The sequence below is a fragment of the Pseudomonas sp. KBN10P06128 genome, assembly GCF_037574945.1.
Classification (GTDB): Bacteria; Pseudomonadota; Gammaproteobacteria; order Pseudomonadales; family Pseudomonadaceae; genus Pseudomonas; species Pseudomonas aeruginosa.
Map to the genome: position 1 here is coordinate 5,582,111 of NZ_JBBELR010000001.1, position 19,164 is coordinate 5,601,274.

At 66.1% G+C, this 19,164-nt stretch carries 16 protein-coding genes, 1 tRNA gene and 1 pseudogene; 10 read left to right on the plus strand and 8 right to left on the minus strand.

Annotated elements, in window-relative coordinates; genetic code table 11:
* Positions 1-234 precede the first annotated feature (234 nt).
* From VQ065_RS26105 to VQ065_RS26115, 3 genes are all read left to right on the plus strand, one after another.
* Complete coding sequence (locus tag VQ065_RS26105) at positions 235-1,203, plus strand: polyprenyl synthetase family protein (RefSeq protein ID WP_003094763.1); 969 nt, start codon at positions 235-237, stop codon at positions 1,201-1,203.
* Between the two features lie 137 nt (positions 1,204-1,340).
* Positions 1,341-1,565 carry a PA4570 family protein gene (locus VQ065_RS26110; protein WP_003094765.1) on the plus strand — a complete coding sequence of 75 codons (225 nt, stop codon included), beginning with the start codon at positions 1,341-1,343 and terminating at the stop codon, positions 1,563-1,565.
* A gap of 342 nt (positions 1,566-1,907) precedes the next feature.
* Entirely contained in the window at positions 1,908-3,935 is a 2,028-nt protein-coding gene (locus VQ065_RS26115) for a c-type cytochrome (RefSeq protein WP_003111134.1), read from the plus strand.
* A gap of 69 nt (positions 3,936-4,004) precedes the next feature.
* Here the strand turns inward: VQ065_RS26115 and VQ065_RS26120 are convergent, their stop codons facing one another.
* From VQ065_RS26120 to VQ065_RS26145, 6 genes are all read right to left on the minus strand, one after another.
* Positions 4,005-4,622, minus strand: coding sequence for an FKBP-type peptidyl-prolyl cis-trans isomerase (locus VQ065_RS26120; RefSeq protein WP_003094769.1), 618 nt, complete (start codon positions 4,620-4,622; stop codon positions 4,005-4,007).
* An 84-nt stretch (positions 4,623-4,706) separates the two neighbouring features.
* On the minus strand, positions 4,707-5,012 hold the full coding sequence (locus tag VQ065_RS26125) for a DUF6482 family protein (protein ID WP_003094771.1): 306 nt from the start codon (positions 5,010-5,012) through the stop codon (positions 4,707-4,709).
* 256 nt (positions 5,013-5,268) lie between these two features.
* Positions 5,269-5,757 carry a TIGR00645 family protein gene (locus VQ065_RS26130; RefSeq protein ID WP_003094773.1) on the minus strand — a complete coding sequence of 163 codons (489 nt, stop codon included), beginning with the start codon at positions 5,755-5,757 and terminating at the stop codon, positions 5,269-5,271.
* 173 nt (positions 5,758-5,930) lie between these two features.
* The gene (locus tag VQ065_RS26135) at positions 5,931-6,272 is read right to left on the minus strand and encodes a PA4575 family protein (protein WP_003094775.1); all 342 of its coding nucleotides are present in this window, start codon (positions 6,270-6,272) and stop codon (positions 5,931-5,933) included.
* 150 nt (positions 6,273-6,422) lie between these two features.
* The gene (locus VQ065_RS26140; RefSeq protein WP_003094777.1) at positions 6,423-8,876 is read right to left on the minus strand and encodes a Lon protease family protein; all 2,454 of its coding nucleotides are present in this window, start codon (positions 8,874-8,876) and stop codon (positions 6,423-6,425) included.
* A 98-nt stretch (positions 8,877-8,974) separates the two neighbouring features.
* A complete protein-coding gene (locus VQ065_RS26145) occupies positions 8,975-9,301 on the minus strand; it encodes a TraR/DksA family transcriptional regulator (protein WP_003094779.1) in 327 nt (108 codons plus the stop codon).
* A gap of 234 nt (positions 9,302-9,535) precedes the next feature.
* Here VQ065_RS26145 and VQ065_RS26150 point away from each other — a divergent pair, with 234 nt between their 5' ends.
* Positions 9,536-10,024: a DUF3015 domain-containing protein gene (locus VQ065_RS26150; protein WP_003094783.1), complete on the plus strand. Its 489-nt coding sequence runs from the start codon at positions 9,536-9,538 to the stop codon at positions 10,022-10,024.
* A 58-nt stretch (positions 10,025-10,082) separates the two neighbouring features.
* Positions 10,083-11,940, plus strand: a pseudogene (locus VQ065_RS26155) (Lnb N-terminal periplasmic domain-containing protein).
* On the opposite strand, the gene VQ065_RS26160 reads toward VQ065_RS26155, so the two are convergent.
* Complete coding sequence (locus VQ065_RS26160) at positions 11,934-12,488, minus strand: NADAR family protein (protein ID WP_003134970.1); 555 nt, start codon at positions 12,486-12,488, stop codon at positions 11,934-11,936. The pseudogene VQ065_RS26155 and the gene VQ065_RS26160 overlap by 7 nt on opposite strands.
* A 55-nt stretch (positions 12,489-12,543) precedes the next feature.
* Positions 12,544-14,139: an RNA repair transcriptional activator RtcR gene (gene rtcR, locus VQ065_RS26165; protein WP_003094789.1), complete on the minus strand. Its 1,596-nt coding sequence runs from the start codon at positions 14,137-14,139 to the stop codon at positions 12,544-12,546.
* Between the two features lie 314 nt (positions 14,140-14,453).
* Between rtcR and VQ065_RS26170 the strand changes: the two genes are divergently transcribed.
* The 5 genes from VQ065_RS26170 to rtcA all read left to right on the plus strand — a co-directional run bounded on the left by VQ065_RS26170 (position 14,454) and on the right by rtcA (position 19,085).
* Positions 14,454-14,527: transfer RNA gene (locus VQ065_RS26170), tRNA-Arg, on the plus strand.
* Positions 14,528-14,798: 271 nt separating this feature from the next.
* Positions 14,799-15,944, plus strand: coding sequence for a slipin family protein (locus tag VQ065_RS26175; protein ID WP_003094795.1), 1,146 nt, complete (start codon positions 14,799-14,801; stop codon positions 15,942-15,944).
* 55 nt (positions 15,945-15,999) lie between these two features.
* Positions 16,000-17,214 carry an RtcB family protein gene (locus tag VQ065_RS26180; RefSeq protein WP_003094797.1) on the plus strand — a complete coding sequence of 405 codons (1,215 nt, stop codon included), beginning with the start codon at positions 16,000-16,002 and terminating at the stop codon, positions 17,212-17,214.
* Positions 17,215-17,250: 36 nt separating this feature from the next.
* Positions 17,251-18,063 carry a nucleotidyltransferase domain-containing protein gene (locus tag VQ065_RS26185; protein WP_003094799.1) on the plus strand — a complete coding sequence of 271 codons (813 nt, stop codon included), beginning with the start codon at positions 17,251-17,253 and terminating at the stop codon, positions 18,061-18,063.
* Positions 18,060-19,085 (plus strand): RNA 3'-terminal phosphate cyclase, encoded by a 1,026-nt coding sequence (gene rtcA / locus VQ065_RS26190; RefSeq protein WP_014603560.1) that lies wholly within the window; start codon positions 18,060-18,062, stop codon positions 19,083-19,085. Before VQ065_RS26185 ends, rtcA begins: the two co-directional genes overlap by 4 nt.
* The last annotated feature ends 79 nt before the right edge of the window (positions 19,086-19,164 follow it).

A 19,164-nucleotide genomic window follows, 5' to 3' on the forward strand; every position in this document is an offset into this window, starting at 1 on the left:
CTCCGTTAAACCTGCTCACCCGACGCTTTATAGAAGTAGGAATCGGCCGGCATGGCTGCATGGGGTCGGATCGGACGCCCGTGCAATTGCGTAAGGCAGGGTATGCCAAGGAAGTTCAGGGCCCGCGATTGTACGGAAAGGTCCAGGCCGAGGCAAGTGCCACGGGCCTTTCCTTGACAGTCCCCCCCCTGCCACCTAGCATGCCGCGCAATCTTTGTGGAGCTATTGTCACTGATGCAACCCCAGGCCTTCTACCGCGTGGTGGCGGAAGATTTCACCGCCGTCGACGGGATCATCCGTCGCCAACTCACCTCCCGCGTTCCCCTGGTGGAAAAGATCGGCGACTACATCATCTCCGCCGGCGGCAAGCGCCTGCGTCCGCTGCTGGTCCTGCTCGCCGGCAAGACCCTGGGCTACAAGGGCGACGACCTCTGCCTGCTGGCCGCCACCATCGAATTCCTGCACACCTCCACTCTGCTGCACGACGACGTCGTCGACGCCTCCGGCCTGCGCCGCGGCCGCTCCACCGCCAATGCCCTGTGGGGCAACGCGCCGAGCGTGCTGGTAGGCGACTTCCTTTATGCCCGCTCCTTCGAAATGATGGTCGAGCTGGGTTCCATGCCGGTCATGCGCATCATATCCCAGGCCACCCGGGTGATCGCCGAGGGCGAAGTGCTGCAATTGTCCAAGGTACGCGACGCCAGCACTACCGAAGAGACCTACATGGAAGTGATCCGCGGCAAGACCGCGATGCTTTTCGAGGCCTCGACCCACAGCGCCGCCGCGCTGTGCCAGGCCGGCGAGGAACAGTCCGAGGCACTGCGCCGCTTCGGCGACTACCTGGGAATCGCCTTCCAGCTGGTGGACGACCTGCTCGACTACCGCGGCGACGCCGCGACCCTCGGCAAGAACGTCGGCGACGACCTCGCCGAAGGCAAGCCCACCCTGCCGCTGATCGTCACCATGCGCGACGGCACCGAGGAGCAGGCCGCGCTGGTACGCAAGGCCATCCAGCAAGGTGGCAGCCAGGACCTGGAGAGCGTCTGTGCCGCCGTCGAGGCTGCCGGCGCCCTGGACTATACCGCCAACCTCGCCCGCGACTACGCCGCCCGCGCCATCGCCTGCCTGGATACGCTGCCGGACAACGAATACCGCTCCGCCCTGGTCGAACTCAGCGAATTCGCTGTCGCCCGTACCCACTGAACCGGGCTCGACTTGTGACGAACGCCGCCGTTTTCACGGCGGCGTTTTCGTTTTGCGACGAAAGGCACGATCAAGACTTGCTATTACGATAATAAGAATTATTCTCATCTCACAGTCTTGTCACGGAGATGAGCGCCATGACTTATTTGATCGATGCCTGGCTTGATCGGCCACACCCCTACCTGCGGATCCTGCACCGGGAAACCGGGGAAATCTGCGCAGTCCTGGAAGAAGACGCGCTGGACGAACTGCGTGACCAGGGCGGCCTGGACCTGCACGAGTTGAACTCGAGCGAACCGCTGATCCTCAAGGAGCTGGTACGCAACCTGTTCCTCTTCTGCTACGCCCGCGCCCTGCGCTGAGCCTTTGCGATGACGCCAGGACGCGTCATCCGTGCGCCGCTGCCCGGGAGGCGGATCGCACGAACGGAGGCAAAGGCGCCTCCGGCCGGTTCCGGGAAGGTCACGGACGACCTTCCCGGAGTCACTTTCCTCATGTCCCGGTCTTTCCGCAACGCCTCGCCCGAGCACGCCGGCAGCCCCTCGCTGCGATAGGGATTCCTGCCTGATCCACATCAAGCCGACCTCGCCTGAAAGCCGTTACAACAGCGGCGTGACCGTCGTCCTGTCGACGGCCGCATAACGAAAAAAAGAATGGACCGTGGCCGAGGGGACCGCCCCAGGCCTACGCCTAAGGATGAGGAAATGCCTGCTTCTTTCCCGCGCCTCGGCTTGCTCGGCGCGCTGTGCTCCATCGTTCCCCTGCTCCATGCCAGCGAACCGACCACGGACGCTGCGCTCATCGAAAAAGGCCGCTACGTGGCCCAGCTCGGCGACTGCATCGCCTGCCATACCGGCCCGCAGGGCGCGCCGATGGCCGGCGGCCTGGAGCTGAAGACTCCAATGGGTACCATCTACTCGACCAACATCACTCCCGACCGGGAGACCGGCATCGGCCGCTACAGCTTCGAAGAGTTCGACCGCGCCATGCGCAAGGGGGTGACCGCCGAGGGAGTGAATCTCTATCCGGCGATGCCCTACCCGTCCTACGCCAAGATCAGCGAAGAAGACATGCGTGCGCTGTACGCCTACCTGATGCACGGCGTGCAACCCGTCACCCAGGCGAATACGCCGAGCGCGATGAGCTGGCCGTTCAACCAGCGCTGGGGCCTGTCGCTGTGGAACTGGGCGTTCCTCGACGACGCGCCGTTCACGCCCTCCAGCGACGCGGACCCGGCGATCAACCGCGGCGCCTACCTGGTACAGGGGCTCGGCCACTGCGGCGCCTGCCATACTCCGCGCGGCATCGCCTTCCAGGAAAAAGCCATGAGCGAAGCCGGTCGTTCCGGGCAGTTCTACCTCGCCGGCGAAACCGTCGAACAATGGCAAGCGCTGAGCCTGCGCAACCTGTGGACGGTGGAGGACACCGTGCAGTTGCTGAAGACCGGGCAGAACCGCTTCGCCACGGTGTCCGGCAGCATGACCGATGTCATCCACCACAGCACCCAGCACTTCAGCGACGACGATCTGCTGGCCATCGCCAGCTACCTGAAGTCCCTGCCGGCCGGCAAGGACGACCTGCCCATGCCCGACAGCGAACGCCCACTGGCAGCACCGGTCGACCTGTACAGCTCGCGGGGCGGTCTCGGCTACGCGCAGTTCTGCTCCGACTGCCACCGCAAGGACGGCAGCGGCGTCCCGGGTATGTTCCCTCCGCTGGCCGGCAACCCCACGGTCGCTTCGGCCAACCCGAGCACGCTACTGCATATCACCCTTACCGGCTGGAAAACCGCGGAGACCGCAACCCACTCGCGGGTCTACACCATGCCCGGCTTCGCCCAGCTGGAAGACCGCGAAATCGCCGAAATCCTCAGCTTCGTCCGCAGCAGTTGGGGCAACCAGGGTTCGTCGATCGATGCCGGCCAGGTGAAGAAACTGCGCCAGCAGATCGAGGCCGGCAACGGCCCGGCCACGACCTTCGTCTCTCCACGCCTGGCGGACATGCTCGCGGCGCCGAACGCCGAACAGGTGGTACGCGGCATGCGCCTGCACCTGGAGACCCGCGAGCTGCTGCCGGCGAACGTCGGCAACCAGTTGAACTGCACCAGTTGCCACCTGAACGCCGGAACCGTAGCCGACGGCTCGCCCTTCGTCGGCGTCTCGGCGTTCTTCCCCAGCTACGCGCCCCGGGCGGGCAAGGTCATCGGCCTGGAGGAGCGCATCAACGGCTGCTTCCGGCGCTCGATGAACGGTAAGCCTCTGCCGCCGGACTCTGCCGACATGCAGGCGATGGTGGCCTACTTCGACTGGATGAAGAACAACACCCGGCCGCAGGACAAGGTCGCCGGCCGCGGCGTCGGCAAGGTCGACCCGGCGCTGAAGCCCGACCCGGAGAACGGCCGCAAGGTCTACGCCCGACAATGCGCGGTGTGTCATGGCGAGAATGGCGAGGGGCTGAGGAACAGCGCCGGCGAGATGCTCTTCCCACCGCTGTGGGGCGACGAGTCGTTCAATATCGGCGCCGGCATGGCGCGGACCTTCACCGCTGCCGCCTTCGTCAAGCACAACATGCCGATCGGCTTCCAGGAACGCTTCCCGCTCGGCCAGGGCGGCCTCAGCGACCAGGACGCAGTGGACGTCGCGGAGTACTTTTCGCACCAGCCGCGCCCGGACTTCCCGGACAAGATCAAGGACTGGCCGAAGGACAAGCGTCCGCTGGATGCCCGCTACTGATGCCGCAATGAAAAACGCCCCGTCGATGCGTCGACGGGGCGTTTCACTCCTTCCTGGGGCCGATGCGCCTCAGAGGATTTCCAGCAGTTCGACGTCGAACACCAGCACGCTGTGCGGAGGAATGCTGCCGACCGCCTGGCCGCCATAGGCCAGTTCGCTCGGTACGTGCAGGCGCCACTTGGAGCCGGCGTTCATCAGTTGCAGCGCTTCGACCCAGCCGGCGATCACGCCGCCCACCGGGAACTCGGCCGGCTGGCCGCGCTGGTAGGAGCTGTCGAATACGGTGCCGTCGATCAGGGTGCCGTGGTAGTGGGTGCGCACGGTATCCTCGCGGGAAGGCTTGGCGCCCTCGCCAGTACTCAGCACTTCGAATTGCAGGCCCGACGGCAGCACGGTCACGCCTTCGCGCTTGGCGTTCTCGGCCAGGTAGGCGCGGCCTTCGCCAGCGGCGGCTTCGGCCTTGGCCTGGGCTTCGGCCTGCATGCGTTCGCGGATCACCTGGAAGCTGGCCGACAGCGCCTCGCCGGAAACCCGGCTGTCGATACCTGCGAACGCATCGGACAGGCCGGCCAGGACTGCGTCCAGGGTCATGCCTGGAACCGGATTCTCGCGCAGTTGGTCGCCCAGTTGACGGCCGATGCCGTAGCTGACACGGGCTTCGTCAGTGGTCAGGTTGAGTTCGCTCATGGCGCTGCTCCGCTGTGGGGTCGAAAAAGGGCGGCCAGCCTAGCACAGAAGGCCCTTCCCCCCTACCGGCGCAGCCGCTTGTGCTCAACCCTGGCGGATCGACAGCGGCAGCCCGCCGATAAACGAACCCGACTCGGCCAGGAGGCCACACATCTCGTCATCGACATCGGCGCACACCAACTCCACCGGAACCCTGTCCAGCCCGCGCAGTACCTGGCGCGCATGCTCCACGGAGCGCAGGCTGACCGGCTGGCCGAGATCGTCCTCCACCGGATAGGCGCGGCCGCCCATCTGCGCCTCCAGGACATAGATGCCACCCTCCAGCGACACCAGGTGCAAGGCGTCGATATGTCCAGCCTGGACCCGGCCGGCGAGATCCTGCATGTTCATCGCGAACCTCTCGAGGTTGCGCAGGCAGCGGAAGCCTCCAGGTTTCCGCCAACCGCCTCGGTCCCGACAGCGCCGGCCCGATTCCCGGCATCATCCGGCCGCCAGGCCCCGACGATGCGAAGGACGCCCGCTCCCGGCGTCCGCCCGATATCACAGGAAAGTCTTGCCCAGGCGACAGGCAACGCAAGCCGGAAACGCCGCCGCCCGTCCGTTTTACAACGGCCGGGCGGCGCGAGCGAAACACTGGAGAGGGTCGTCAGTGACGGGTCTGCTTATCCAGGTAGCCCATGGCGAACGCCGAGAGCACGAAGGTCATGTGGATGATCACGTACCACATCAGCTTGTTGTCCGGCACATTCTTCGCGTCCATGAAGATGCGCAACAAGTGGATCGAAGAGATCGCCACGATGGAGGCGGCCACCTTGTTCTTCAGCGAGCCGGAATCCATCTTGCCCAGCCAGCTGAGCTTTTCCTTGCCTTCGTCGATGTCCAGTTGCGAAACGAAGTTCTCGTAGCCGGAGATCATCACCATGACCAGCAGGCCGCCGACCAGAGCCATGTCGATCAGCGAGAGCAGGACCAGGATCAGGTCGGCCTCGGCCATCGCGAAGATGTTCGGGATGACGTGGAATATTTCCTGGAAGAACTTGATGGTCAACGCCAGCAGCGCCAGCGACAGGCCCATGTAGATGGGAGCCAGCAGCCAGCGCGAGGCGTACATGGCGTTTTCGAAAAAGCGTTCCATGGTCTCTTGTGTGTATGTGCAGGGGGAAATGGGGCGGCGAGTATAACGCAGCGGCCGGCGGTTTTTATCCAGAAAATCTGTGGATAAATATGTGCACCGAGCCGGGATGGATCCCGCCAGCGATGATGGCACGGGGCCTTGGCCGGATTGCTCAGGCTTTGCCCAGGCGCCGTTCAGGATTCCGGGCGAAACAGGTAGTCGCCGACATGCGGCCGTCGTTCGCCATTGAGTCGGCGCAGTTCGCCCTGCAGGTGCAGGCGCCAGATCGGCGGGTCGACGGCTTCGATATAGCCTTGCTGGGCCAAGCAGTCGGCAATCGCCTGCAACACCCCTTCGGCCACCAGCGGTCCGTGGAAGGGGCCCTGGGCCTTGATCGCCGAAGGCTGGGAGCCGGACATGCCGGCGGCGCAAAGCAGGGTCCAGAGTCCGTTCTCTCCGGCCAGCGGCCTGACCACGCATTCGATTCGCGTGGTCAGCCCCAGACAAGGGCGGATGAGGCAGAGGTTACGCGGCATGGCGGCATCCTCACGGGGGTTCCCAGTTTTGAGCCTACACCTGCCGCCAGGTTCCGCATAGCGCCGGCGGGAACTTGTCCACAGGGCTGAAACGCACGAGGGCGGGGCTTTCCAGCCCCGCCCTCGGCAGGTTCCGGCAACGCGCCGGACTCAGTCCTTCTTCGCCGCGGCCTTGTCCTTCGCCGCGACGGTCTCTTTCTCCGCCGGCTTGTCCTTTTCCTTGTCGTCCTCTTCCATGCCGAGTTCGGATATCTCCTGCAAGCGCGCCACGACCAGATCGTTCACGCTGCCTTTCGGGAAGCGTCCCTTCTCGTCCTGGGCACCGACCGGCTTGCCCACCAGCAGCGCCAGCGCCTCGTCCACCTCACGCACCGCGTAGACGTGGAACTGCCCGGCGCGCACCGCCTGCAATACGCGCTCGTCCAGCATCAGGGTGGTGACGTTGGCGCGCGGGATGATCACGCCCTGCTCGCCGGTCAGGCCGCGCGCTTCGCAGAGGCGGAAGAAGCCCTCGATCTTCTCGTTGACGCCGCCGACCGCCTGCACCTCGCCGAACTGGTTGATCGAGCCGGTAATGGCGAAGCACTGCTTCAAGGGCGTCCGCGACAGTGCTGAGATCAGCGTGCAGACCTCGCCCAGCGAGGCGCTGTCGCCGTCCACGTAGCCGTAGGATTGTTCCAGGGCGATGCTGGCGGAGATTTCCAGGGGGAACTCCTGGGCGTAGCGGCTACCCAGGTAGCCGGTGAGGATCATCACGCCCTTGGAGTGGATCGGCTGGCCGAGGTTGACCTCGCGCTCGATGTCGACGATGCCGCTGCTGCCCGGATAGACGGTCGCGGAAATCCGCGCCGGCACGCCGAACACCGAGTCGCCCACCTCCAGCACGGTCAGTCCGTTGCACTTGCCGACCGCGGCGCCAGCGGTGTCGATCAGGATGATCCCCGCCAGCATGTCGTCGAGGATCCGCGCCGACACTCGTCCGGTGCGGGTCTGCTTGGCCTTGAGGGCACGCTCGATGTGGCCGAGCTGGATCACCTCCTCGTTCGCAAGCTGACGGATGAAATCGGCTTCGCTGACCAACTGGAACAGGTCGCCGATCCGTGCCGAAAGCCGCCCCTGGTGCTCGGCCAGGCGCGCGCTGTAGGTCGCCAGTCGCGCCACCGCCGCGCCGCTGAGGGGCGCCATGCCCTCTTCCGAGGTGCGCGTCTTGAGCAACTGGGCGAACTGTTCGAGGCTGTCCTCGCCCAGCGGGATGTCCTCGTCGAAGTCCACCAGCACCCGGAACATCTCCTGGAAGTCCGGGTCGAGGTCCTGCAGGGTGTAGTAGATCTGCCGCGAGCCGATGATGATCACCTTCAGTTGCAGCGGGATCACCTGGGGGGTCAGGGAAACCGCAGCCAGGCGGCCGAGTTCGGCCAGCGGCGACTCCATCTTCAACTGGCGCGACTGCAGGGCACGCTTCAGCGCGTCCCAGACGAACGGCTCGCCCAGCATCTTTTCCGCTTCCAGGATCAGGAAGCCGCCGTTGGCCCGGTGCAGCGCCCCCGGACGCAACTGCCGGTAGCTGGTGTAGAGCGCCCCCTGGTCGGAGCTGTACTCGATGCGGCCGAACAGGTTGTCGTAGGTCGGGTGCGACTCGAACACCACCGGCGCGCCGCTGGTCGCGTGGTGGACGATGGCCTGGTTCGGCGCGTACTGCTCGATCAGCCCTTGCTTGCGCTGGGCGTCGGTGCGGCTGTCGTCGACCAGTTGGTCGACCACGGTCTTCAGCAGGTTCAGTTGCATCGCCTGCAGGTAGGCGCAGACGCCCGGGTTGTTGTTGTACTTCTCCACCAGAGGCGCCAGCAGGGGCTGCAGGGCCAGGGTGATGGTTTCCTCGTTGAGCTCGCGCAACTGGTTGCTCGACTCGCGCTTCCACTGCGGCAGGCTCGCCAGTTCCTCGTTGAGGTACTCCTCGAGGGCGGCGATATCCTTGTGGAAACGCTCGCGCTCGGCTTCGGGCAACTGGGCGAATTCGGCCTCGTCGAGGGCCTTGCCGTCCTTCATCGGGGTGAAGGCGACGTTGGCGCTGTCGCGGTACAGCGCCACGTCCTTCTCCAGGGCGCGCCGTTCCACCGAGTCCAGGGCGCGGTCGTAGCGCTGGTTGAAGGCGCGGTCGACGGCGTTCTTCTTCTGCTGGTAGGCCGGATGTTCGAAGACCGCCGGGAAGGTCGACATCAGGTTGTCGATCAGGCGGTCGATGTCGGCGCTGAATTCGGTCGCGCTGCCCGGCGGCAGCTCGATCACCCGAGGTTCGCGCGGTTCGTCGAAATTGTTCAGGTAGACCCAGTCGGAGGGCGTGGCGACGCGCTTGCCCTCGGCTTGCAGGTAGCGTTTGACGAAGGAGAAGCGTCCGGTCCCCGGCTCGCCCATGACGAATACGTTGTAACCCGGACGCGGCATCGCCACACCGAACTGCAGCGCCTCGACCGCACGCTCCTGGCCCAGCACGCCGCGGAAGGGCTCCAGGTCATCGGTGGTGTCGAAGGCGAATTGCTCGGGAGCGAACGGGCGGGTCAGTTCTTCTGGCGCCAGGCGCAGGCCGGCAGCGACGGAATCGGGCATCGGGAATCCTTGCATCGGGCGGCAGATCGCCGCGGGGTGTCGTCGCCCGCATTCTCCCCCCAGCCTCGCGCCACTGACAAGGCGCGGATGGCGCTATCTCACCGATATACCAGGTCGGCGCAGCGCAGGCAGTATTCCGCCGCAGGCAGGGCGGCCAGGCGCGCCGGTTCGATGGCCTCGCCACAGCGCTCGCACTGGCCGTAGCGACCTTCCGCCAGGCGCAGGCGGGCCAGGCCGACCTGGCGCATCCCCGCCTCCGCCTCGGCGAGCAGGCCTTCGAGCACTTCGTCGTTCTGGCGCTGCACCGCCTGCTCGGCGAAGTCCGGCGAATGGCTGCGCGCCAGGTCCCGGCGGATCGCCGCGGCGCGTGCCGCGTACTCGGTCGCCAGGGTTTCCAGGGCGGTAGCGGGGTCGAAAGCGCTCATATCCACCTCCTGCATGAGGAACGGCTGACCAAGGCCGGTTTCGCTCAGACCGACCAGAACTTTCCCAAGTCTGGACGGTTCCAAGCGGATTGCCGCTGACGCCGGTCAATTTTCGCCCGGCATTGCGCGCTGCCACCCATTCGGTGCCTTGACACCCCGGTGGCATTCCGAAAAGCTCACGGCGTCGCTGGCCCGCTCCAGATGGCTCCGATCCACCTCAAGAGAGAACAAACGATGAAACGGATTCTGCTCGGTACCCTGTTCGCCGCCGCCTCCTTCAACGCTTTCGCCGACGCTCCCGGCGGCGCCGGCTGCGGCTGGGGCAACATGCTCTTCAAAGGCCAGCGCGGCGTGGCCACCCACGTGGTCGCGGCGACCACCAACGGCACTTCCGGCAACAACACCTTCGGCATGACCACCGGCACCAACGGCTGCCATACCAACGGCGCGCTGTCCTATGGCGGCAAGCCCCTGCTGGTGCTCGGCAGCATGATGGACGAGCTGTCCGAAGACATGGCCAAGGGCAATGGCGAAGCGCTGACCACCTATGCCGTGGTGCTGGGCGTGCAACCGCAGGACCGCGAGCACTTCGCCGCCGTCACCCACGAGCATTTCTCCGAGATCTTCAACAAGTCCGACGCCACCGCCGCCGACGTCTATGCCAACACCCAGGCGATCCTGAAACAGGACGCCCGCCTGGCCAAGTACGCCGAGCAGGCCTGAGCCTCGCCGCCTGCCCGTTCGCGGGCAGGCCCCTTTCCCCAAGCATTAAGCCTTGCCGATGCCGAAACGCCTGTTGCCCTGGATGGCGCTGTGCGCCTGCTCCCCCCTTCTGGCTGCGCCCACGGTTCCCGAGGCCCGCCTCCAGCAACTGGCCGCCGATCCCTACTGGATCGCCCTCGGCCACTACGAACGCGGCAAGCTCGGCGGTTGGCGCAGCTACGTCGACGACGAGCGGTTCTTCCTCGCCGACAACGGCGAGAGCCACCCGGACGCCGAACTGGCGGCCACGCTAAAGGCGCTCTATGCCTCGCCCAGCCTTGGCGACAAGCATGCCCAGTGCGTCTACCCGGCGCGCACCCGCTGGCTGCGCCAGCAACTGCAACTCGACGACCTCCCGCAGCCGCAGTGCGGCGAATACGACAACTGGTACCGCGACATCAACCCGCACAGCGCGGTGCTGGTGTTCCCCGCGGCCTACCTGAACAGCCCGTCGTCGATGTTCGGCCACACCCTGCTGCGCATCGACCAGGCCGACGTCACCAGCAACAACACTGCCCTGCTCAGCTACGCGCTGAACTTCGGCGCCTACATCGAAGGCATGGACAACAGCATCCTCTATGCCTGGAAAGGCCTGATGGGCGGCTATCCCGGCCTGTTCGCGCTGGTCCCGTACCGGGAGAAGCTGGCCGAATACAGTCGCCTGGAGAACCGCGATCTCTGGGAATACAAGCTGAACCTCACGCCCGAGGAGACCGGGCGAATGGTCGAACACGTCTGGGAACTCAAGCAGGTCCGCTTCGACTACTACTTCTTCGACGAGAACTGTTCGTTCCCGCCTGCTCGAACTGATGGAGATCGCCCGCCCGGGCATCGAGCTGACTGAGCAGTTCCCGCTTACCGCGATCCCCACCGACACCGTGCGCGCGGTGAAGAACGCCGGGCTGATCGAGCGCATCGACTACCGGCCGTCGCGCGAGAAGGAACTGCTCGCCCGCGCCGAACCGCTCGACCATGCCGAGCGCGACTGGGCCAAGCGCCTGGCGGACGACGACAGCCTGCTCGACGCTCCCGACTTCAAGGCCCTGCCGATGCCGCGCCAGGCGCTGATCCAGGACGCCGCCTTCCGTCTGGTGCGCTACCGCGCCACCGGTCAGGCGCGTGACAGCGGCATCGCCTCGCGCAGCTACAACCTGTTGCGTGCGATCAACCGCAACCCGCCGCCGGACCTCCAGGTCGAGCGCCCCGGCCAGCCGGAAGACGGCCACGAGTCACGGACCTGGCAGTTCGGCGTCGGCAGCCGCGATGACCGCGCCTTCGCCGAGTACGGCCTGCGCATGGCCTACCATGACCTCGCCGATAACGCCTATGGCTTCCCCCTCGGCGCGCAGATCGAGATCGGCCAGCTCAAGCTGCGCCAGTACGAAGGCAACCGCTGGCAGTTGCAGAATCTCGACCTGGTCACCATCCGCTCGCTGACCCCGCGCAACCAGTTGCTCAAGCCGCTGTCCTGGCAGGTCGCCGGCGGCCTGGAGCGGGTGCCGGGCGAGGACGGCGACGAAAATCTGGTCAGCCACCTCAACGGCGGCGCCGGCGGCAGCTGGATGTTCGGCGACGACCTGCTGCTCTACGCCATGGGCACCGCGCGGATCGAGAACAACAGGGACTTCGCCGCCGCCATCGCCCCGGCGGTGGGCTTCGACAGCGGCTTGCTGTGGCGCAACCCGTTGGGCAACCTGACCCTGGAGGCCAAGGGCGACTACTTCCACAACGGCGAAGTGCGCCGCAGCCTGGGCTTCGTCCAGCAGGTGGAGCTGGGCCGCGACCTCGGCCTGCGCCTGAGCGCCGAACGCGAGTTCAGCCATGTCGGCAAGCCGATCAACGAGGTCAAGCTGGAGCTGCGCTGGTACTACTACTGAGCCAGCCTCCGGCGCACCTCCATCAGGGCGAAGCCGAGCAGGTTGAGGCCTTGCCAGGTCGCCGGCTCGGCTGCCAGGGGATCGCTCGCGGCCAGGCCGATGCCCCAGATCGCGTCCACCGGGCTGGCCTCGACCAGCACCCGGTCGGCGGTGCCCAGAAGGTATTTCTTCAGCGAAGCGTTCTGGCCGAACTTGCCGAGGTTGCCTTCGATCACGATTCCCACCCGCTCGGCGTTCCAGCGTGCCTCGTCGAAGCCGGCGACTTCGCGGCCGAGGGCCTTCGCCTCGCCTGGGCTGCGCGCCGCCAGGATGCGCTCGAGCAGCCTGGAGTCGTCGAACAAGCGTGCCTTGGCCGCCATCATGTAATGCTCGGCGCTGGCGTAGCGCACCCCGTCGAGCTTGAACGAAGCCTCGTACCACTGGCTGAAACAGCTCTTGCCGACCTTGTCATCCGTCGCCGGACGATGTCCCCAGAAATACAGGTACTTGAAGCTTTCGCCGGCCGCGCAGCGCTGGCGCAGCCGCTCGACGTCCATTATCTCGCTCATCGGCATTCGTCCCTGGAGCCCGTGAAAAGACGCCAAGGATATCCCGAAGTGGTGCTCAGGCGCGTATCTGCGCCCAGTCCAGGCCGAAACGCGCCAGGTACTTGCGCAGCCGGTCGGCGTCGTTGGGGTTGCGCTTGTCCTGGCGCGAAACGGCGAACAGCCGGCGTCCCGCCTCGGAAAGGGTCTTAGCCCCGCGGCACACCTCCAGCACCGACTGCAGTTGCAGGCGGTCGAACAGATCCAGGGCCTCCACCCGCTGCCCCAGCAGATCAGCCAGTGGCTCCCGGCCCGCATCGAGCCCCCAGGCCTGGCGCAGGCGAAGGATCTCCTCCTCGACCAGCGCCTCGTCGATCCGCCCGCTGTCGGCCAGGGTCGCCATCCGTGTGATGGAAGCCGACAGCTCGCGGAAGTTGCCGGCCCAGCGCGCTTCGCTGGAACCGGCGAAGGCCAGGTAGCGACGCTTGGCCTCCAGGTTGAAACGCACCTGCCGCCCTTGCTCGCGGGCGTGCCGCTCCAGTTCGAAGTCGATGTTCGGCTCGATGTCCTCGCGGCGTCCAGCCAGGCCCGGCAGCTCGAAGGTCCACAGGTTGATGCGGGCGAACAGGTCCTCGCGGAACAGGCCTTCGGCCACTCGTCCGCGCAAGTCGCGGTGGGTCCCGGCGATAAGCTGGAAGTCGCTCTCCACCTCACGGTCCGAACCCAGCGGGAAGAAGCGCTTCTCTTCGATCGCCTTGAGCAGCATCGCCTGTTCGTCGGCACCCAGCTCGCCGATCTCGTCGAGGAACAGCATGCCACCGTCGGCTGCGCGCAGCAGGCCTTCGCGCGCATTCTGCGCGCCGGTGAAGGCGCCCTTGACGTGGCCGAACAGTGCCGACATCGCGCCGTCGCCGCGCAAGGTGGCGCAGTTGACCTCGACGAAACGCCCGTCGAGCTGGTGCCGGCTGCGCTTGAGTTCATAGATGCGCCGGGCGAGGAACGATTTGCCGGCACCGGTCGGCCCCACCAGCAGCATGGGTGCCCGCGAACGCACGGCGACCCGCTCGATCTGCTCGATGGAGCGGTTGAAAGCGGCATTGCGCGTGGCGATTCCCGACTTGAGAAAAGCCAGGCTTTCCTCCTGTTCGCGGCGGAACCGCGAGGCGATGCGGTCGTAGCGGGACAGGTCGAGGTCGATCAGCGTCGCCGAGCCCTCGGGATGGCGCGCCTCGTCCTTGCGCCGCGACGGCGAGGTCTGCACCAGCCGGGCCGGCAGGTAGCGCGCCTCGGTAAGGAGGAACCAGCAGATCTGCGCGACATGGGTCCCGGTGGTGATATGCACCAGGTAGTCCTCGCGCTCGGTGTCGAAGGGGTAGGCGCTGACGAAATCGTGCAGGGCGCCATAGACCTCCTCGAAGTCCCAGGGGTTGCGCAGTTCCATCTGCTGCAGGCGGACCTCGGTATGCGGCGACACCGCGGCGATGTCGGCGCGAATCCGCTCGGCCAGGCCGAGGTCGCGGGCGTCGTTGCCGTGGATCAGTTCGAGGCGGTCGATCAGCAGGTCCGGCTGCTGGCACAGGCCGATGCTCGGCCGCCACTTTTGCCAGCGCGCCGCGCCCTTGCCGAGACGGTCGAGGGTGGCGCCGATGAAGCCGATGGCGACCGTGCGTTTCATCACTGCTTATCCTTCAAGATAAAGATCGATATGAAACTATATAGAAATAGTCGGGCATCTCTCCATCGAATTCGCCGACGAATCGCAATAAAAAATTTATTCACCTTTAAAATCAAATAGTTAATCAAGAAATAGTCTCATCGATAAAAACCTGGCACGCCGCTCGCTATATCCATCTCGACCGCATCGCCCATGCAGGCCGACGGGTCGGGACTCCAGTCCCGCCGGTGCCCGAGCCCACCCCTGGTGTCGGCGTCGTGCATGCCGCCCGCAACAACGACGGTCATTCGCGAATGACGGCAATGCCGCTTCGCGGTTCGATAGCTCAGCCTGGTAGAGCAACCATCCACGAAATGGTCTGTCGCGGGTTCGACTCCCGCTCGAACGTTGCCTTAACGGCAATCACTCAATGGCAACACCCGCCGGTGTGGCCGAGGCGAACTGCGCAAGCGGCCAGGAAGGCCGGAGAACGCAAGGGAGCCGAAGCCGCCGCCGGCCCGTCCGGCCCGCGGTTCGGGCACGGGGCAAGGCAGGCCGGGGATCGAGGGAATCGATCGCATGGACAGGACGTCCGCCAGGCCAACCTCCTCCGCGCTCCACCCGCGACGCTCGACGGGCCGGCAACACCGGCACCACGGAAGAATGAAAGGAATGAAGAGATGAAAATGCTGAAGCGCTTTATCGTGAAGAAGAACGAACGCGGCCTGCTGTACTCCGAAGGCGACTTCCTCGCCGTGCTCGAACCGGGCACCTACCGCCGCTTCGATCCGTACGACCGCCTGAGCCTGGAAAGCTTCAGCCTGAACACCCCGCAGTTCGAACACCGCCTGGCCGGCTACCTGCGGCAGAGCGAACCCCAACTGGTGGAGCGCTATTTCACCCGGATGGACCTGGGCGACAACGAGGCCGGCCTGCGCTACGAGGACGGCGTGCTGGTGGAGCTGCTCGCACCGGGCAGCCGCCGACTGTACTGGAAAGGCCAGACCGAGCAGCGCCTGGAGCGCATCGACCTGACCCAGGACTATCGATTGTCCGCCGCGCTGGTCGCCCAGTTGCACCAGCCGAACCTGCGCGACCGCGCCCTGGCGGGCCTGGACGCAGTGTTGCTGGTCCAGGTGCCGGCGTTCCAGGTCGGCGTGCTCAAGGTCGACGGCGCCCTTGCCGGCCTGCTGCAAGCCGGACAATACGGTTTCTGGCGCTACAACCGGCAAGTCAGCGTGGAACTGGTCGACACCCGTATCCAGGCGCTGGAGGTCAGCGGCCAGGAGATCCTCACCCGCGACAAGGTCAGCCTGCGCCTGAACCTCGCCGCCAACTGGCGCTACAACGACGTACTCACCGCCTTCTCGCGGCTGAGCAAGCCGCTGGAGTACCTGTACCGCGAGCTGCAGTTCGGCCTGCGGGCGGCAGTGGGCACCCGTACCCTCGACGAACTGCTGGAGAACAAGCAGTCGATCGACGAAGCGGTCAGCGCCCACCTGGCCGCCAAGCTGGAAGACAGCGGCCTGGAAGTGAGCGGCCTGGGCGTGCGCGACATCATCCTCCCGGGCGAAATGAAGACCCTGCTGGCGCAGGTGGTGGAGGCGGAGAAGGCGGCCCAGGCCAATGTGATCCGCCGCCGCGAGGAAACCTCGGCGACCCGCTCGCTGCTGAATACCGCGAAGGTCATGGAGGAAAACCCGACCGCGCTGCGTCTGAAGGAACTGGAAACCCTGGAGCGGGTGGCCGAGCGCATCGACCGGATTTCGGTATTCGGTGGCCTGGACCAGGTATTGAACGGACTGGTCACGCTGAAGCAGGCCTGATCACGAACGATAGCCGCGCCGTCGACAAGACGGCGCGGAGCACAAGGAAAGCACGATGAAAGACATGAATATCCTCGAAGTGGCCGGCGGCAAGCCGATCAAGCTCTGGACCCAGGGCGTCCCGGTGGAGGAGGAAGCGCGCCAGCAGTTGCTGAACACGGCGAAGATGCCCTTCATCTTCAAGCACCTGGCGGTGATGCCTGACGTACACCTGGGCAAGGGCTCGACCATCGGTAGCGTGATCCCTACCCTCGGCGCGATCATCCCGGCCGCGGTGGGCGTGGATATCGGCTGCGGAATGATCGCCGCGCGCACCTCGCTGGTCGCCGCCGACCTGCCGGACAACCTGCACGGCCTGCGCAGCGCCATCGAGCAGGCGGTACCCCACGGCAAGACCTTTGGCCGCCGCGACCGCGGCGCCTGGCACGAGGTACCGGAGGCCGCCGACCAGGCCTGGAGGGCACTCGCCGGTCGCTTCAAGGCGATCACCGACAAGCACCCGAGGCTGGAGAAGACCAACAACCGCCAGCACCTGGGAACCCTCGGCACCGGCAACCACTTCATCGAGGTCTGCCTGGACGAGGCCGACCGCGTCTGGTTCATGCTGCACAGCGGTTCGCGCGGGGTCGGCAACGCCATCGGCAACCTGTTCATCGAACTGGCCAAGGCGGACATGCGCCAGCACATCGCCAACCTGCCGGACAAGGACCTGGCCTACTTCGAGGAAGGCAGCCGGTACTTCGACGACTACGTGGAAGCGGTCGGCTGGGCCCAGGATTTCGCCCGGCAGAACCGCGCGCTGATGATGCACGCGGTGATCGAGGCGGCGCGCCAGGTGATCCGCAAGCCGTTCGAAGCCAACCTGGAGGCGGTCGATTGCCACCACAACTACGTGCAGAAGGAGCGCCACTTCGGCCAGGAGGTACTGGTCACCCGCAAAGGCGCGGTGTCCGCGCAGAAGGGCCAGCTCGGCATCATTCCCGGCTCGATGGGGGCGAAGAGCTTCATTGTCCGCGGCCTCGGCAACCAGGAAGCGTTCTGCTCGTGCAGCCACGGCGCCGGGCGGACCATGAGCCGGACCAAGGCGAAGAAGGTCTTCAGCGTCGCCGACCAGGCGCGCGCCACCGCCCACGTCGAATGCCGCAAGGACGCCGACGTGATCGACGAGATCCCGATGGCCTACAAGGACATCGACCGGGTCATGGAAGCCCAGCGCGATCTGGTGGAAGTGCTGCACACCCTGCGTCAGGTGGTGTGCGTGAAAGGATGACGGGCGCCCTGTGGCGCCCGCTGGGGAAGAATCGAAATGAACAGGGAAGAACGCCATCCGCTCCCCGCCGCCATGCGCGAGCGGGTACTGGATGAGCTGGAACGGATCGAACGCGAGCACGACGTAGTCGTGCTCTACGCCTGCGAGTCGGGTAGCCGGGCCTGGGGCTTCGCTTCGCCGGACAGCGACTACGACGTACGCTTCGTCTATGTGCATCAGCCCGAGTGGTATCAGCGCGTCGAGGAACCTCGCGACGTGATAGAACGCCCGCTGAGCGACGAGCTGGACATCAGCGGCTGGGAGCTGCGCAAGGCGTTGCGCCTGATGCGCAAATCCAACCCGGCCCTGCTGGAGTGGCTCGGCTCGCCACTGGTGTATCGGGAAGAGCCTGGCGTGCGCGAGGAACTGCTCTGGCTGGGCAGCGCCTTTCACTCCGTACCAGGCAGTCGCCATCACTACCTGTCGATGGCACGCAAGAACTACCGCGGCTACCTGAAGGGCGACAGCGTCCGGCTGAAGAAATACCTCTACGTCCTGCGTCCGTTGTTCGCGGTGCGTTGGCTGGATGCAGGCCTGGGCTTGCCGCCGGTGGCGTTCGAGAGGCTAGTGGAAGCCACACTGGACGACCCGTCGCTGCGCGAAGAGCTGGATGCCCTGCTGAGCCTCAAGCGTCAGCGCGACGAATCGGCCTACGGCCCTCCGCGCCTGGCGCTGCAACGCTTCATCGAGGCGGAGTTGCTCCAGGCCGAACGAGGGGCCGCCCAACCAACCGGCGCGCGCCAGGACAGCCGACTGCTGGATCGCTACCTCCACGACAAGATATGGCAATACACAAGGGAAACCTCATGAGAAAGGACCTCATAGAACTCGACGGCAGCGAAGGCGGCGGGCAGATCCTGCGTAGCGCCCTGAGCCTGTCGATGACCAGCGGCCAGCCGCTGCGCATCCGCAACATCCGTGGCCGGCGCAGCCGTCCGGGGCTGCTGCGCCAGCACCTCACCGCGGTGCGCGCGGCGGCGGAAATCTGCGCGGCCGAGGTCGAGGGTGCCGAACTCGGCTCACGCGAGCTGGCGTTCCGGCCCGGTGCGATCCGCGCCGGCGACTACGCCTTCGCCATCGGCTCCGCCGGCAGTTGCTCGCTGGTACTGCAAACCCTGCTGCCGGCGCTGCTCGCGGCCAACGGCGAAAGCCGGGTGAGGATCAGCGGCGGCACCCACAATCCACTGGCGCCGCCGGCGGACTTTCTCCGCGACAGCTGGCTGCCGCTGCTGCGGCGGATGGGCGCGGAAGTCGACCTGGAACTGCTGCGCCACGGCTTCGTACCCGCCGGCGGTGGCGAGCTGCTGGCGCGGGTACGCCCGGCGCGCTGGCGGCCGCTGCAACTGGAGCATCCCGGCGCGGCGCTGCGGCGCCAGGCGCGGGCGCTGCTCGCCGGGATTCCCGGGCACGTCGGCGAGCGCGAGCTGGAGAGGGTCCGCCAGCGCCTCGGTTGGAGCGACGAAGAACGCCAGCTGGAGTTCCTCGCGGAGGACCAGGGGCCGGGCAACGCCCTGCTGCTGCGGATCGACTGCGAGCACATCTGCGCGACCTTCTGCGCCTTCGGCCAGGCCGGCGTCAGCGCCGAACGGGTGGCGGAACAGGTCGCGACGCAAGCCATCGGCTGGATGGAAAGCGGCTGCGCGGCGGACGAGCACCTCGCCGACCAATTGCTGCTGCCCATGGCCCTGGCCGGCGCCGGCAGCTTCACCACGCCACGGCTGAGCGCCCATCTGCAAAGCAACCGCCGGGTTATCGAACGCTTCCTGCCGGTGAGGATCGGCGACCAGGCACTGGACGGCGGCGGTCATCGCATCGTCATCACATCGGCTTGACGAATTCCTCACCAATGCCGACCTAGACTCGCGCCGGACCTGCCAGCGGGCCCGGCGCGAACCTCCGGGAGTCCCGTCC

Coding starts and splice junctions, on each gene's coding strand:
- VQ065_RS26115 (WP_003111134.1), top strand. CDS start 1,908: ATGCCTGCTTCTTTCCCGCGCCTCGGCTTGCTCGGCGCGCTGTGCTCC.
- VQ065_RS26110 (WP_003094765.1), top strand. CDS start 1,341: ATGACTTATTTGATCGATGCCTGGCTTGATCGGCCACACCCCTACCTG.
- VQ065_RS26150 (WP_003094783.1), top strand. CDS start 9,536: ATGAAACGGATTCTGCTCGGTACCCTGTTCGCCGCCGCCTCCTTCAAC.
- VQ065_RS26130 (WP_003094773.1), bottom strand. CDS start 5,757: ATGGAACGCTTTTTCGAAAACGCCATGTACGCCTCGCGCTGGCTGCTG.
- VQ065_RS26175 (WP_003094795.1), top strand. CDS start 14,799: ATGAAAATGCTGAAGCGCTTTATCGTGAAGAAGAACGAACGCGGCCTG.
- VQ065_RS26135 (WP_003094775.1), bottom strand. CDS start 6,272: ATGCCGCGTAACCTCTGCCTCATCCGCCCTTGTCTGGGGCTGACCACG.
- rtcR (WP_003094789.1), bottom strand. CDS start 14,139: ATGAAACGCACGGTCGCCATCGGCTTCATCGGCGCCACCCTCGACCGT.
- VQ065_RS26160 (WP_003134970.1), bottom strand. CDS start 12,488: ATGAGCGAGATAATGGACGTCGAGCGGCTGCGCCAGCGCTGCGCGGCC.
- VQ065_RS26185 (WP_003094799.1), top strand. CDS start 17,251: ATGAACAGGGAAGAACGCCATCCGCTCCCCGCCGCCATGCGCGAGCGG.
- rtcA (WP_014603560.1), top strand. CDS start 18,060: ATGAGAAAGGACCTCATAGAACTCGACGGCAGCGAAGGCGGCGGGCAG.
- VQ065_RS26145 (WP_003094779.1), bottom strand. CDS start 9,301: ATGAGCGCTTTCGACCCCGCTACCGCCCTGGAAACCCTGGCGACCGAG.
- VQ065_RS26140 (WP_003094777.1), bottom strand. CDS start 8,876: ATGCCCGATTCCGTCGCTGCCGGCCTGCGCCTGGCGCCAGAAGAACTG.
- VQ065_RS26180 (WP_003094797.1), top strand. CDS start 16,000: ATGAAAGACATGAATATCCTCGAAGTGGCCGGCGGCAAGCCGATCAAG.
- VQ065_RS26120 (WP_003094769.1), bottom strand. CDS start 4,622: ATGAGCGAACTCAACCTGACCACTGACGAAGCCCGTGTCAGCTACGGC.
- VQ065_RS26105 (WP_003094763.1), top strand. CDS start 235: ATGCAACCCCAGGCCTTCTACCGCGTGGTGGCGGAAGATTTCACCGCC.
- VQ065_RS26125 (WP_003094771.1), bottom strand. CDS start 5,012: ATGAACATGCAGGATCTCGCCGGCCGGGTCCAGGCTGGACATATCGAC.